At 54.3% G+C, this 15746-nt stretch carries 9 protein-coding genes; all 9 read left to right on the top strand.

Translation table 11 applies throughout. The annotated features are described in order from the left end of the window. Positions 1–755, top strand: a 755-nt coding sequence (locus EK22_RS24810) for a hypothetical protein (RefSeq protein ID WP_036254779.1), incomplete at its 5' end; no start/stop codon positions are given. Positions 756–810: 55 nt separating this feature from the next. Next, complete coding sequence (locus tag EK22_RS22925; RefSeq protein ID WP_235209481.1) at positions 811–7131, top strand: Ig-like domain-containing protein; 6321 nt, start codon at positions 811–813, stop codon at positions 7129–7131. Positions 7132–7159: 28 nt separating this feature from the next. Continuing rightward, positions 7160–11773 carry an RHS repeat-associated core domain-containing protein gene (locus EK22_RS24555; RefSeq protein WP_161786485.1) on the top strand — a complete coding sequence of 1538 codons (4614 nt, stop codon included), beginning with the start codon at positions 7160–7162 and terminating at the stop codon, positions 11771–11773. A gap of 16 nt (positions 11774–11789) precedes the next feature. Further along, on the top strand, positions 11790–12278 hold the full coding sequence (locus EK22_RS22915; RefSeq protein WP_152565209.1) for a hypothetical protein: 489 nt from the start codon (positions 11790–11792) through the stop codon (positions 12276–12278). A gap of 798 nt (positions 12279–13076) precedes the next feature. After that, the gene (locus tag EK22_RS22910) at positions 13077–13448 is read left to right on the top strand and encodes a hypothetical protein (protein WP_036254776.1); all 372 of its coding nucleotides are present in this window, start codon (positions 13077–13079) and stop codon (positions 13446–13448) included. A gap of 17 nt (positions 13449–13465) precedes the next feature. Then, entirely contained in the window at positions 13466–13801 is a 336-nt protein-coding gene (locus EK22_RS25080; protein ID WP_036254775.1) for a hypothetical protein, read from the top strand. A 20-nt stretch (positions 13802–13821) separates the two neighbouring features. After that, entirely contained in the window at positions 13822–14214 is a 393-nt protein-coding gene (locus EK22_RS22900) for an REP-associated tyrosine transposase (protein WP_369798248.1), read from the top strand. Positions 14215–14284: 70 nt separating this feature from the next. After that, entirely contained in the window at positions 14285–14983 is a 699-nt protein-coding gene (locus EK22_RS22895; protein WP_036254773.1) for a transposase, read from the top strand. A gap of 78 nt (positions 14984–15061) precedes the next feature. Beyond that, complete coding sequence (locus EK22_RS22890; protein ID WP_036254771.1) at positions 15062–15526, top strand: hypothetical protein; 465 nt, start codon at positions 15062–15064, stop codon at positions 15524–15526. Positions 15527–15746 lie beyond the last annotated feature (220 nt).

The following is a 15746-nucleotide window of genomic DNA, read 5'->3' as shown; positions in this document are numbered from 1 at the left end:
TGCTACTGCGCAAGGATCAGACCTACAGCGATTATGCTTACATCGGCACGCCCACAACGGCAGGCAGTTATCAGGTTCAGGCCAGCGCGACGGACGTGACCAGCGCCACCTCGGGGGGGGTCACGGTGAGCCCGCCTGATCTGAAGCTCATTCAAGTTAACAACGCCAGCGCGGTGACGGTGGGCAAGGGGTTGAGAACTTATTACCAGGAGGTAAAGGTGGTGCGCGTCGTCAACGGCACCGCGTTCGCCGGCGCCGATGCGGTAACAGTCAATCTGGCCTGCAGTTCCGCGGTGATCTGTTCCGTGCCGGCCAGTGTCACCATACCGGCAGGAAGTTCCTCGGCATATTTCAAGGTCGATGGACTTGAATTGGGCAACACGACGATAACGGCCAGTGCGGTCGGCTATAATAGCCCGGCCCAAGACCTAGGCGTAAATGTAGTGAAGCCGGCCCTAAATTTCAGCGGGACTGGTAACACCATTGTCGGTGGAAAATCAAACTTTTCGGTCCGTCTTACAACACCGGGCGCGACTTACTCTAGTAACCAAACAGCCATCAGTCCGATTACGGTGAATATAACCAGCAGCGCTCCAGCCGTCGCTACCGTACCGGAAACCCTCACCATACCTCTAAACGGTACGACATCCAACACCGGCCAACTCACCGGTGTCGCGGCCGGCACCACCACGCTCACAGCCAGTGGTCCGGATCTGCAAACTGCCACTTCCAGCGTCATTACAGTCAATCCGTGAGGCGGCAACAATGTTATCAATAACTCAAAGAACAGCTACTGCCATGGAATCCAATTTGTCTGTTTTATCCTGGACTTCTTTCCTGACACTCATGTTGTCAAGGCGGGTGCTTGTATTGATAAGTCTGCTGGCTTTGGCGCTGCAATTGGTGTCAGCGCCTCTGTTTGCCAGCGAACTCAGAATCGATGACGGCGTGGTGGTCAAATTCGGCGCCGATGCGCAATTGGTCATACGTGACCGCCTTGTTGCCGGGAAAGGCGCCATTCTGACCAGCCGGAAGGATGATGGCATCATGGGGCAATTGAATCCGGAGCCGCAATCGCCGCAATTGGGCGATTGGCGCGGACTCCGCCTGGAAAAATCCGCGGCGGGGTTTGGCGCATTGACTTTGAACGATCTTACTATTCAATACGCCGGGCCAACCGTTGCTGATGATACAGCCGCAGCGCTGACTGTGCGTGGCTGGAGCCCGACACTTCAAAACCTGCTGGTGACTGACAGCGGCGTCGGCATGCGCGTGCTTGACGCCGCAGCGCCAGCGATCACTGACTCGAGCTTCTTGCGCAACGGCACTGGCATTGAGGTCGATAACAACAGCACGCCCAGCATTGCCGACTCGCAATTGGTCGGCAACACTGTAATGGCGATCAACAATAAGACGCCCGATACACTCATTCTGGCAACCGGCAACTGGTGGGGGCATCCAACCGGGCCGAAAGAACCCAATTTGAATCCAAGCGGAATGGGCGATGCCGTTTCCGCAGGCGTCAATTTTGATGGATTTATGACCTGGACAGCGCTGTTCAATCCCAGCGTGCGGCTGGCTGAGCCTGCGCCTTATTTCGATCAGCATACTGTCTTGCTCGACCTGTCCTGCGTCAATGCAACCGAATATCGGCTAGTCGAGGGAGACTCATTCACCAACGCAACGTTTCAGCCGCTGACCGACAATCGAGCGCAAGTGCTCTTCACGACTACGGCGGGCGACGGACTTAAACAGATCAGCGTCGAATTCCGCGATACCGAAGGAACGGTCGACACAGCCAGCCTGGAGGGCGGCGTCCTGATCGATAGCCAGGCGCCGTCGCTGACGCTCACCAATCCCGCCAACGGCAGTGTGATATCGCAGCCGATTACCATCGAGGCCACGGCCTCCGATGAGTCCGGTATCGCCAAAGTCGAATTTTTTATCGACGACCAACGGGTTGCCGGCATCACAGCCGCACCTTTCTCCTATAACTGGAATACCAATAACAGTACCGAGGGAGTTCATTCGATCAGAGCTGCGGCGACCGATATTGCCGGGCGCATCAGTGAGAAAACCGCAACGGTGACGCTGTCACACTCGGCGCCTGTCGCTGACACACAAGGTCCGCAACTGGCAAATGTCAGCGTCAACGGCGACTTGTTGGCTGATGGTGTGACGCTGGCGCGCAGCACTACGATCAGCTTTACCGCAAGCGATCCCAGTGGCATCGCTCAAATCAAATTACTGCTGGATGGCAGCGTTGTTGCCACGCCAAGCGGAAACGGTTCCTATACGGCATTTCTCAATCTCGACAATGTATCCAACGGGACGCATATCCTTGCATTACAAGCTACCGATTCGCTCGCAAACGTTTCAACCCTTGGCTATACGATTAACGTGGCCCATGCCCCCCCGGCAGCTCCGGTGCTGAGTCAACCGGTCAGCGGATCCAGCACGCACATCGCAACAGTTGCCGTTTCCGGTACAGCCCAGCCGGGAAGCGATGTACAACTCTTCGTCAATGCCCAGCCGGCAGGGCCCGTGATTGTCGCAGGCAGTGACGGGCATTTCTCTGCGTCGGTCACGTTAATTACTGGCAGTAATCAAATCCAGGCGACGGCCACGGATCAGTACGGAACGGGCCCCGCCTCCGCTGTCGTGCTCGTCACCCTGGACCAGACCATTCCCTCAGGCCCGGGCACTCTCACCGCGTCGGCTCAGGCCGCCGGCAAGGTGCGTCTGGCATGGACTCGCTCGACCGATCCTAACGCCGTGGGTTATGACCTCTATCGATCCCCAGCGGCGTTTGATTCAATCACCGAAGCCACCAAGGTGAACGCCAGTATACTGACTGTCACCGACTTCGATGACGTCCCGCCGCAGGATGGCATTTGGACCTACCGTGTCGTCGCAGTCAATGCCATAGGCGCGCCTTCAACACCCAGCAATCTTGCGCAGGCCGTGTCGGACAGCACCGCGCCGCGCGCTTTGTCCATTGTCTATACGCCGCTCGGCAAGGTCGATCTCGCTACCGGCCGCATAGGCCAGGGGCAAATCAACGTGCTGCTGACAACCACTGAAGCGCTGCCGAGTGCACCGTTTCTTTCTATCGTTCCTCAAGGAGGCGCGCCCATAGCCGTTGCTTTAACGCAAACCAGCGACAAGATCTACACAGGCAATTTTGAAGTTAATGCCAAGACGCCTTCCGGTCTGGCTAATGCCTTGTTTTCCGCGCGGGATGCCGTCGGAAATCGAGGCACTGATATCGATGAGGGGGCAATCCTCAATATCGACACAGCGGGACCAGCGCTTTCCGGTATTGCCCTGGATCCGGCATCGCCCATTAATAACGACACGCCACAAACGGTAGAGGCGACGCTCACCTTTAGCAAACCGCCCAAGACATCACCGGAGGTGAGCATATTATTGTCGGAAACAGGAAGAACCCCGATCCCTCTGACCGGACTTGTGCCAGTCGATGCGACCACTTGGGCCGGCAGCTTCGACCTGCCGTCCGATGCCGGTGCAGGCAGTCCTGAAACGCTGACTTTCAGCTCTCAGGCCATCGATGATCTGGATAACGTGTCGACCAGAATTCTGGCCAGCAATCGCTTCCAGGTTTATCAGGGCAGTCTGCCGCCGCTGGATGTGCCATTCGGCCTTACGGCCAAAGCCCTGCCCGGCGGCAAGGTCAAGCTGGCCTGGCAGGCGGTGGACCAGGCCGAGAGTTATCAGCTTTATCGCCAGGCACCTGGCCAGTCAGAGCTTCAAGAGCTGACGCGTGCATCCGGCAACGATTATCTCGACCAGACGCCTGAGGATGGCACCTATCAGTATGCTGTCGCCTCGGTACGTCAGGCCAATGGGCAGGAAGCGGTTTCCGGCCAGAGCCCGTCGGTAACGGTAGTGGCCAGCGCCACCCCGCCGGCGGCGCCGCAGAATCTGGCATTGCAGCTGTCCGGAAAAGGCATCATGGCTGAGTGGCAGGCGCCTTCACAAGGGCCTGTCGCCAGTTACAATCTTTATCGCGCCGCCGGCACCAGCCTTACCACCATTGACGGTTTGGCGCCGATCAAGACCGGCATAAAGGAACTGAAGGCAATCGATGCCGCGCCATCCGCGACCGAAGGCGCTTATGCCGTTACCGCATTGGATGCGGCCGGCAACGAGTCCGACCTGTCCAATTCGGCTTACCTCAATGCCAGCCTGTTGCCAGTATCCCAGTTGAAGATCGATCAGGTCGGCGATGGCTTGCCCAGCATCGGCTGGACGGCTCCGAACAGCGATGTTACGGGGTATCAGGTTTATGTCGCTCCGGGCACGAATCTCCCCAACGCACCCCTGACGCCGAATCCGATCACGACATTGAGTTTCATCGATAACGGCTATAACGGTGGTGATCGCCTTTACACCGTAGCCTCGGTGGATGCCAACGGCGTCGAGATGCCGCGCAGCCTGCTGCTGCCCAGCGTGACGGCAACTATCGCCAATGGCCTGCCGATTCAACGCGGCGTCATGAATCAACTGCAGGTAAAGGTCGTCAACCAATCGTCCAGCGCGCTCAACAATGTGCGTGTCGTGGTTCGATTACCCATTGATAAATTGGCCACTCAATTCAAGGATCATCCGTCCCAAGCCGTTAATATTGATGCCAGTCAGACCCGCTTAGTGCCGGTCGTGGTGGGCGGTTACAGCGATTTGCCCGATATGGCGCTGGCGCAAGTGCGCGTTGAAATTGCTCCCAATGAAGGCGAGTTGGTGACACTGTCTCACGACCAGTCTGTCGATGTCACCGAAGGCAGCCTGGTGGTCGGCATGTCTACCTATGACTTTACCCGAGGCGCCACGGGTAAGTTGAAACTCGCCATCGAGAACACTACCGAAACCGAGGTCGAACTGCTGACCGCGACGCAAACCGGCCAGGCCGAATCCACGGAATTGCGCTTCAAGATCCTCGACGAGGACGGCAACGTATTGGCGACGCAGCCGTACAAACAGGGGTTGGGCGCCAATGTGGTTTCGCTTTCCAACGGCCAGACCGTCGCCCGCATTTCGGCCGGCGCCAGCTATGTTTCCGATGAGTTCGCGCTTGATGTGCCTGCGACCAGCCTGACCAATGTCAAGGTCAGGCTGGAAGTCGACAAACTGCGCTACCACACGGGGCAAGCCGATGAAATCGTGATTGCCGGCCGGGGATCGGAAAAGGCAGTTTCGCTGATCGATACCGCCTATTTTGGCGAAGTCACCGACGTCACGCCGATCGATTCCTTCGGCGAACAGGATATCGTCATTACAGGACGCGCAATCGACCGCTCCTCCGATGCACCGTTGCCCAACACCCGTATCAAGCTGGTCCTCAACCAGCAGGGGTTTGAACGTGTATTCAGCGTATTGACGGACGGCACGGGCAGCTATACCTACGCCTTTAAGCCGGCATTAACCGATTCCGGTTTATACAAGGTCAGTGCTGTGCATCCGGATGCCACCGACCGGCCCGAGCAAAAATCCTTCACCATCGACCGCGTCACCGTCGGACCGACGCCGTTCAAACTGGATTTGCCGAAGAACCTGCCGTATGCCATCCCGTTTACCGCCAAAGCGGGCCCGGGATCCTCGGCCAGCAATCTGAAGCTGACGTTCGATGCCGCCAGCCAGCCGACCGGTGAACTGCCTGGCGGCATCAGCGTGCAATTGCCTGCGCCGGTCAGCCTGTCCAGCAAGCAGAGCGTCAAGTTGCCGGTCGTGTTTACCGCAACTGAAGAGGCGCTGCTTTCTGGTGGCTTGATCCTGAATGTCCTGAGCGACGAGCACGGAGATTCGCCGATAGGACAGGTCAAGGTAAATTACTCATTGACCGAAGCCAAACCGTTCCTGACCAGTACCCCAAGCTTTGTCGAAACCGGTTTGGCGCAGGGCGGCAGCCAGATCGAATCGGTCATGGTGCAAAACAAAGGGCTACAGGAAGCGAAGAATCTCACATTCAAGCTCACCACGGCCAATGACGCTCCGGCGCCCGCGTGGACCAATATTGTCAACCAGACCAATGGCACCCTGGCCGTGGGCGAGAAGCGCTCAATCGACCTGTCTTTCACCCCGCCGGAAGGAACGGCGGACGGCGTGTATGAGTTCAAGCTGGTGGTAACGGGGGACAATGTGCCGCAGCAAACCCTCAACATATACGTGAGCGTTACCCAAAGCGGGCAGGGCAATCTGCTGTTCAAGGCAGCTGATATCTATACCGCCACCATGGATAAAAACGGCCAGTTGATTCAAGGACTTGCGGGCGCCACCATCACCGTGCAAAACGAGGATGTGCCGACAGTCAAACAGGAATTGACTACCGACAGCCTTGGCGAGGCGTTTTTCCAGAACCTGCCGGCCGGCCGCTACCAGTTCCGCGCAACGGCGCCCAATCATCAGGAGGTAGGCGGTCGCCTCGTGGTCAAGCCCGGCATCACTTTCAATCAGCCGGTTTTTCTGCAATACAACCTGATCACGGTCGAGTGGAGCGTCCGCGAGATCACCATAGAGGATCGTTACGAAATCATCCTCAACGCCACCTTCGAAACCGATGTGCCGGCGGCTGTGGTGGTGCTGGAGCCCGGCATCGTCAATCTGCCTAAAATGGGGGTTGGCGATGTGTTTTATGGCGAATTGACGCTGACCAACTACGGCTTGGTCAGGGCCGACAACGTCAAACAGCAGTTGCCGGGAAGCGATAGCTTCTTCCGCTACGAGTTCCTGGCGGATATGCCTTCGACACTGGAAGCCAAGCAACGCATCACGATTCCTTATCGTGTGGTGGCATTGCAATCCCTTGACGCCGCCGCCAGCAGCGACATGGCGACCGGCGGTGGATGCTACTCATACAGCAACAACACGCGTGTCGAATTCAGCTCTCTGTGCGCTAATGGCGATACGAGTACGGGCAGCACTAATACGAGCTTCTCATCCGGAAGCAATACTTCCTGCCCGACAGGTACGTCCGGTGGCTACGGAGGTGGCGGTTACGGAGGTGGCGGCTTCGGAGGTGGCGGCTTCGGAGGGAGTGGAACAAACTGGGAAGCTATTCCGACAACGGGCAAATGTGTCTTCATACCGAAAGGCAACGGCAGCCAATGCCACTGATAACAGGACAAAATTAGAATTGATGCTCATGATGATTGCAAATACACCGTTCAAGCCAAAAGCGCCGGCCACCATGGTATACAGTCTCCTGAGTCTGTTGCTATTGGCCGTATCAATCACCGGACAAGCCCAAACCTCCGCCGCCAGGGTCAATGTGTCGGTCCCCAATGGCTACCTGACTGTTGCGGTTGACGATCTGCGGTTGGAAAGCACCGGCGGAACGGTACCCTGGAAACGCAATTGGGATGGCCAGGAATGGAAGTTCAATGGGCATTGGGAAAGTCTTTCGCAGAGCTGGAAGAATCAGACCTGTAACCAGAGTGGATTTGCAACCGCAGGCCAAACGGAAGGTTACTGGATTTGGGTTGATGAAAACTGGACACCAATCTTAGGCTCTACGGGCGACAGTAGCACAGCGCATGCCGCGGCAGGTCCCATGGAACCCGTAAGAACGACGCCGTTCAACCGCATGACCGCCGAACATCTCAGCGATTATCCCCCGGCCGTCAGAGTCGCTGTTGATCCCAACGATTGCCCGCTCCAGTCGAACGTCAATCAGTCTCTTGAAGGCTACCGGCGCTTGAACGAACTGTACCTGGGCGAAAACGGGCGTTATGTCTTCAACAACCGGGCCCTGCTGGAACAACGACCGGTGCGCGGCCTGCCAGCCACCGATGCCCAGACCACCGACGCGCAACTGGCCACAGGCAGCATCGCCCTGGCGCCGGTCGACATCCCCAAAGGTTACCATTGGTCCCACAAGGAAGGCGACTGGATCGACTACAACCTGCAAGGCCAGGTCGTGGCCTATGGCGACAGCCATGACAACAGCGTCTGGCTGGTCCGCGACAGCAACGGCATCCTGCGCGGCGTGGTGGACGCTAACGGCCGGGTGCTGTTTACCCTGCATTACACCGGACAGCTCATTACCGAAGTCAGGGATTATCCCATTGCCGGAAACAGCAGCGATCTGCCGCCGCGCAGCGTGCTCTACGAGTACGATGACAACAACCGGCTGACGTCGGTGACCGATGCGCGAGGTGGCATCACCCGTTACGATTACGATCCCCAGAACCGCATCATCAAAATCACCGATCAGGAGGGCCGGATTGAACAGTTTGATTATATCGGCAATGCCGTCGTCAAGCGCACGGCACCTGACGGCGGCGTCACCGACTCTTTATACAGCTACGACACTGTCCAGCAACAGTTCATCAGCAAAATCACCGGCCCTGAAACCGCCGCTGGACGCAAGCGGGAAGAGTTCATCCACAACCGTTCAGGCAAGCTGGTTCAACAGATCACCAACGGCCGTACCGACGACCAGGTGATTTACGATCCCGCGGCGCGGGCCGAGTCGCACACCAACTCCCGAGGCTTCACGACCCGCCTGACTCGAAACGAGTTCGAGCAGATTGTCCGCATCGATTACCCGGACGGAACCAGCATCCAGCGCAGCTATCAGGCGTCGAATCTCCAGATGACTGAGGCGATCGACGAAGCCGGCATCAAGACCCAATACGAATACGACACCAAAGGCAATCTGATCAAAAAGACCGAAGCGGCGGGGACGCCCGACCAGCGGGTCACCGAATATCAGGTCAATGAACGGGGCCAAATCATCCAAGTGATCCGCAAGGGCCGCACCGAAGCCAACGGCATGATCACACCGGACGCCACCTGGTTGATCGACTACGACGCCCAGGGCCAGATCAGCAAGACCACCGCCCCCGAAGGCGGCGTTCGGCAGTATGACTTCGATCGCGCCGGCAATCTGGTCAGCTATACCAATCCGCTCGATCAGACGACCCGTTTTGAAGTCGACGCCGAGGGCAATCTCGTTAAAGTGACCGATGCCATGGATCGCATCACGACCTATGCCTATGACAAGGTCGGCAACCTGACCGGCATGACCGACGCGCGTGAAAAGCAGACCGTGGCGGCCTATGATGACATGAATCGTCTTTTACAAATCACTACCCCGGTCAAAGGTATCGCCAAGCTGCAATACAATGCCGAAGGTCTGCCGACCGTTATCACCGATGCGGACGGCCAATCGGCAAACGCCGAGTTCGACAACTTTCAGCGCCTGACTCAATTAAGCGACGGATTGGGCAATCAAATCCGCTTCGGCTACCACATCCCCGACGGAAGCGCCGCCGGGACACTGGGATCGCTGTCGCTGCCCACCGAAATCAGCTATCCCACCTTTACCCAGAAAAACCGCCTGGATCAGCGTGAACGGCCGACCAGCGAAACGCTGCTCCACACCAACCACGCCGGCACGGAAACCCTCACCAGCGGCACCGAGTACGACCCGCGCGGCCTGGTTAAAAGCAACACCGACGCCGCCGGCAAGCAGCGCTTCTATCGCTATGACGCCCTGGGCCAGTTGACCGAGCTGACCGACAGCCTCGGCAACAAGACCCAGGCGCTTTATGACGCCAGAGGCAACCTGATCCAACTCACCGACGCCAATGGCAACGTCCACAAATTCGAGTACGACCGCAACGACCGGGTGCTCAGGGAAATCCTGCCGCTGGGCCAGGCCACCGACTACAGCTATGACCCGGCCGGCAACCTGATCCAGCGCCTTGATCCTAACGGTCACAAAACCACTTATACCTATGATGCGACTAACTGGCTGGCCGAAATCAGGCAGTACCAGGACGGCACTCAGCTGGTCAGGACCACCGGCCTGACCTGGGACGAGGCCCACAACCTGATCGCCTGGAGCGATACCGACGCGACCCGCCCCATCGGCCAGCAAACCGCCAGCGGCACCGCCAGTTATGACGACGCCAACCGCAAGACCGGCGAGACCCTCACATACCCGAACCCGACCGGCCAGCCCTACACGCTGAGCTATAGTTACCAATACAGCCCGGCCGGCCGGAAGACCCAACTGGTCTGGGCCGACGGCACGGCCATCGACTACGGCTACAGCGCCCATGGCGAGCTGGACAGCGTCACGATTCCCGGCGAGGGCATCCTCAGTGTCAGCCAGTTCAACTGGATGACGCCGGCCTCGGTCATCCTGCCCGGCGGTTCGGTGCAGAACAAAGCCTACGATGGCCTGCTGAACCTGGAAGGACTCAAGGTCAAAAACCCCGGCCAGCAGACGCTGCTGGATCTGTCCAACAGTTACGGCAAACGCCAGGAACTGACCTCGCGCACGCGCAGCGATACGGTGGAAGGCGTCACCGGCACGGTGTCGGGCAGCTTCGGCTACGACGACGAACTGCGGCTCACGCAAGCCAGCACCGATACCGGCAATGGGCAAGACACCGAAACCTTCACGCTGGATGCGGTCGGCAACCGCACCGGGCACAGCCGCGTGCTGGGCGACTGGAGCTATGACGGCAACAACCGCCTGACCGACAAAGGCCTACTGCTGGATGCGGTCAGTTATGACTATGACGAGGCCGGCAACCTGATTCGCAAGACCGAAATCGGTCAAGTGCGGCAGTATGGCTACGATACCCGGAACCGCCTTATCGAGGTCAGGGACGGCAGCGGCAACCTGATTGCCCGCTATGGCTACGACCCGTTCGACCGGCGGATCTGGAAGGAGCAGTATCGGGACCGGAGCGGCAATGTGCTGGCCCAGGCCCGGCGCAGTTATTACCTATATGCCGACGAGGGGCTGATTGCGGAAAGCCGGCAGGCTGTCACGCTCGACGCCAGCGAGTCGGTGTCCGCAAGCGCCGAGCCCGTCATTGCCAGCCAATACGGCCCGCGTCCTGATGCTGAGTTCACCACCGGCCTGCTGTTCGTGAAAACGAAAAACAGCCAGGGCGATGATACCGTGGCTTATTATCACCACGATCATCTGAAGACGCCGATTCAGGCGACGGACAAGCAGGGCAATGTGGTCTGGTCGGCGCAGTACAACGTGTTCGGGCGGGCGACCATCACCACGCCGGCAGGGAGTCCGGACAGGCCGACGATCAGTTCGGCGCTGAGGCTGCCGGGGCAGGTCGAGGACGAGGAGACGGGGCTGCATTATAACTGGCACCGGTATTATGAGCCGGGGCTGGGGCGGTATGTGACGGCGGATCCGATTGGGCTCGTGGGCGGCGTAAATATATATGCCTATGCTGGGGGGAATCCGGCTAGTTGGATTGATCCGGATGGTCGCTATTTTATGATTATCCTGAGAGCAGTAAAAATGCTACGCGTCTTTATGCCTTTGATCGGGTTGCAAATGTGGGCGATCGATGATGTGGGCGGTGGGGGAGGTAAGGCTGGTGCTGTTGGTAAGTATTGTAAGATTACAAAGAGTGCAGCCCAGCGACTGGCTGATAAGGTCCAAGGGCTTACATCATCTCAAAGACCTAATACTGTCGCTGTAATTAAGCATAAAAATGGTGCAGTGACAATCGGTAGAAACCAAGGCAATATTCAAAATCCAACTGTTCAAAGGGCGTTAGACAAAGCGCCACAGAATTGCTTTGGGGGTCAGTGTGCAGAAATTAATGCTATGTCTCGTGCACTTAATAAAGGACGAAGTTTGGATGGTGCAGAGATCAGTGTTTCTAATGTTCGAGGAGCGACTAGTACATTAGGTGTTCATGGAACACCGAAACCTCCATGTACAACCTGTGCAAACGTTCTAGATCGTTTTAATATCAAGTACTAAGTATATAGGTATGACTATGTTGGATAACAAATTTAATATTCGTCAAATGCAAGCATATGCGGCTTTATGTTTATGGCAGTTTTGTGCTTGTTTGGGCATTAGGCATAGCTCAATTAATGAGCTAGTTCTTCATTTGCTAAAAATGTTATCCGCTCAAAATCTCCTAGATTGGGAACGACGAGGTTCAACCCTTGATATAACTGGTAGAGGCGACCCACTACCTGAATACGTGTCTGAAATTGTCCCAATCACTAATTTGGACAGTTTTAACGCACTTGTGGAAAGTTGTGTCGAGGTTGGGATTGTTGATATGTATGGAGCTTCAACAGACCAACCTTCTAAGTTTCTTAAAAATTGCATAGAAATTCTTCGGCGTGCAAACGTAGAACCCCCCTATCCAGAATTACTCAGCAAATATGGACGAGGATCTGGCCCATGGGGAGATGCAATTGAAGAAAATGAGCTAAGAGATATTCTTGCAGCGTATAGGGTAAATATTCCCTAATAGCCGTATGGCGGATGAATCGTAAGGTGGATTTGCCTTGGCAATCCACCACACAACCACGAACGGGGTCAAACCACGAACGGGGTCAGGTCTTGGTTGCGGCTGGGCAATGCTGCACATTCTAGCGGGTGAGAATCCCGTCCCAGTAACCGCTAGCTACGGGCTGGGTATCGAGCCTTGCAGGCGAACTGGTAACAGTGCGCTTGATGCGTAGGCACGAAAGCAGGCGAGGAGCAATGGTAACAGATAATGCTGACCGTGAAGGTGTAGAGTCCCGAAATGACCGCATTGGAAAGGGCCGATGGTATCAAGACGCCAGCAGGCAACAGCGCGACATTGGTTATGGTGAGAATGTCGCGACCACCCGGGATCGTAGGCCGCTTCGAGCCAGACAGAGATGGCGACAGGGCTAACAATAGGCTCTTTAATTTATGATATTGTTAACGACAGCGCCTCGAAGTCAAAAGACGACAATTGTGAATGTAACTACTATCACTACACAGATGAAGCTGGTTATAGCGGAATTGTCAATTCAAATTATACAATAAGGCGAAATTCAAGCGGACTTGTCTACGTTACTAAATATGCAATGAATTCTACGCAGGCTTCAAACAATTTATTCATGGGAGGTTATGGGGTTTATCAAGGTAAGGGACAATATGTCATACAGTTTACTATGGATTGTAATACACCATTGTCCCCAGGTACCCAACCTAACGAATTGATTCATTTCGGGTCCTTACGGTTAGGGAGGCAAATAAATAAAATAGTTTACTCAGGGGTTAATCCATTTTGATTATGTTAGACATTAACAATGATGAATTACTTGCGCTTCATAGGTATATCATTGAAACCAAGTTTTCTGTAAATGCCAAAGAAATTGCTTTTTCCCCCTTGCTGTCTCAAATTGCAAATAAGGTTTTAGACAGTATTATTGCTGATACCGCGAAGCAAGACTCAAATGCTGCAGTACAATGGAAGAATTGGAGAGTTCTAACGAAAACTAGGCCAGAGTGGAATTTTGTAAAAGAAAAAATTAGTCAAGAGAAGTATTGGAGTAACTTGAAATCACATGAAAAAATAAACCACCTTAGAATAATAGCTAGTCCATATATAATCCCTGATGAAATGATCAGGGAAATTGTTTATGGTGAGATGGATGAATTGTAAAAAGAGAGAACGGGGTCATGACCGTATGGTGGATGAATCGTAAGGTGGATTTGCCTTGGCAATCCACCAACAAGCGGAGCCTTGAAACCGTCATGTTCCGCAATATTGCTGGCCTGTTTGAAATGGCGGTTTGCTGCGCGAAACCGCCCTACGCTGCTAGAAAATGGCCGTATGATGGATACCTCGTACGGTGGATCAATCGTACGACCGTACAGCGGGTGAATCGTATGGTGGATTTGCCTTGGCAATCCACCGACAAGCGGAACCTTGAAACCGTCATGTTCCGCAATGTTACTGGCCTGTTCGAAATGGTGGTTTGCTGCGCGAAACCACCCTACGCTTTTCCATATTGATTTGATGACAGGGAGGTTTTATGCCGAATTATCGGCGGGTTTTTTTGCCGGGCGGTTGTTATTTTTTTACGGTCAATTTGCTGGAACGCAAACGGGCCCTGTTGACCGATCATATCGATCTGTTACGCGATTCCGTTCGCACGGTGCGCCGGTTGCATCCCTTTCATATTGATGCCTGGGTGGTTTTGCCGGATCACATGCACTGCGTCTTGACGCTGCCGCCTGATACCGATGATTACCCGCTTCGTTGGCGCTTGATAAAACTGCTGTTTTCCAAAGGTCTGCCAGCGACCGAACGCTTATCGGCGGTTCGGAAACGGCGCGGCGAGCGGGGCATTTGGCAGAGACGCTATTGGGAGCATATGATCCGAAATATTTGGGGTCAGAGTAAAAAATATTTGGGGTCAGAGTAAAAACTCAAAATGACCGATAGAAACGTATTGAATATAGTTTAACTACCGTCTTAATTATTAAGGAAAATAAATGGCGCGGCTAGCTCGATTGTGCCTGCCTGGCATTCCGCAACACATTATCCAGCGCGGAATTAACCGTCAGGCCTGCTTTGCATCAGAAGAAGATTTTGCGGCTTACGCCCATTGGCTGGATGAAAGTGCCAGAAATAATCATGTTGCCATTCACGCCTGGGTGTTTATGACTAATCATGTTCATTTACTTGTCACGCCAGAGTCGAAAGGAAGTCTATCGCGAATGATGCAAACGCTGGGAAGACATTATGTTCGTTATTTCAACCACATCTATCGTCGAACAGGCCCCCTGTGGGAAGGTCGTTTCAAATCCTGCATAATTGATGAAGAAGAATACCTGCTGGTTTGTCAGCGCTATATAGAACTCAATCCGGTAAGAGCCGGTATGGTCGATCGACCGGAAGATTATGCCTGGTCGAGTTATCGTGCCAATGCATTAGGACTACCTGCGAAACTGTGGAGCCCTCATCACGTCTATTTGCAGCTTGGTCAGACAGCGAAAGAGCGATCGGACAGCTATCGCTCATTATTTGCAGGCCATCTGGATACAGAACTCGTTGATCGGATTCGGGAAACGGTCAACAAAGGTATGGCGTTGGGTAACGACAAGTTCAAGAGAGAAGTGGAGGCATTGTCAGGCAGACGGGTGTCGGCGTTGAAAAGGGGGCCTAAGCCAAAAGAGAGAAATGGGAAATAAATGAGTTTTTACTCTGACCCCAAATATTTTGTTAAACCGTAATCAACAACTTAAAGACCATATGAATGGGAACTAGACATGAAAACTATTGATTGGATATTAGAGAAACACCCAGGAATAATCGATGAATACGATGACCGATTTGAAATAAGGCATAATTCGGGTGAGCATTCTACAATATGGAAAAATAAGTCAACAAAAATTATTGAAGGTTTAAGTAAATTAGGTGATTTATATATTAAATATGACGGAATGGATCTTTTTTCGAGTACTTTCAAGTTATTTGCTAAAGAGTCACCAAAATCTGTAGAGGGTGTAGTACTTGTAGGTAGCTTAGAGGAGTTTAATAAATACGTATCTACAATGAACCCAAAATTTCCAGAAGAATCCATCCCTTTTATGTATCAAGCTGGTATAGGTATTTATGCAGTTGGGGTAAGGAGTGGTCGAATTTATGAGTGGGATACTGAAGAGCTTGAATTAAGCGGTGACTATGGAAGCTTAGATGAAATTTTTGAAGAATGGTTAGATGCAACTAGTTAGAACCATAGACCTCGTACGGTGGATCAATCGTATGACCGTACGGCGGGTGAATCGTATGGTGGATTTGCCTTGGCAATCCACCGACAAGCGGAACCTTGAAACCGTCATGTTCCGCCATATTGCTGGCCTGTTCGAAATGGTGGTTTGCTGCGCGAAACCACCCTATGCTTTTCCATATTGATTTGATGACAGGGAGGTTTTATGCCGAATTATCGGCGGG

It is taken from the genome of Methylobacter sp. BBA5.1, assembly GCF_000746145.1.
GTDB lineage: Bacteria > Pseudomonadota > Gammaproteobacteria > Methylococcales > Methylomonadaceae > Methylobacter > Methylobacter marinus.
This window is presented reverse-complemented; position numbering and strand designations above follow the sequence as displayed.

Coding starts and splice junctions, on each gene's coding strand:
- EK22_RS24555 (WP_161786485.1), top strand. CDS start 7,160: ATGATGATTGCAAATACACCGTTCAAGCCAAAAGCGCCGGCCACCATG.
- EK22_RS22915 (WP_152565209.1), top strand. CDS start 11,790: ATGTTGGATAACAAATTTAATATTCGTCAAATGCAAGCATATGCGGCT.
- EK22_RS22910 (WP_036254776.1), top strand. CDS start 13,077: ATGTTAGACATTAACAATGATGAATTACTTGCGCTTCATAGGTATATC.
- EK22_RS25080 (WP_036254775.1), top strand. CDS start 13,466: ATGACCGTATGGTGGATGAATCGTAAGGTGGATTTGCCTTGGCAATCC.
- EK22_RS22900 (WP_369798248.1), top strand. CDS start 13,822: ATGCCGAATTATCGGCGGGTTTTTTTGCCGGGCGGTTGTTATTTTTTT.
- EK22_RS22895 (WP_036254773.1), top strand. CDS start 14,285: ATGGCGCGGCTAGCTCGATTGTGCCTGCCTGGCATTCCGCAACACATT.
- EK22_RS22890 (WP_036254771.1), top strand. CDS start 15,062: ATGAAAACTATTGATTGGATATTAGAGAAACACCCAGGAATAATCGAT.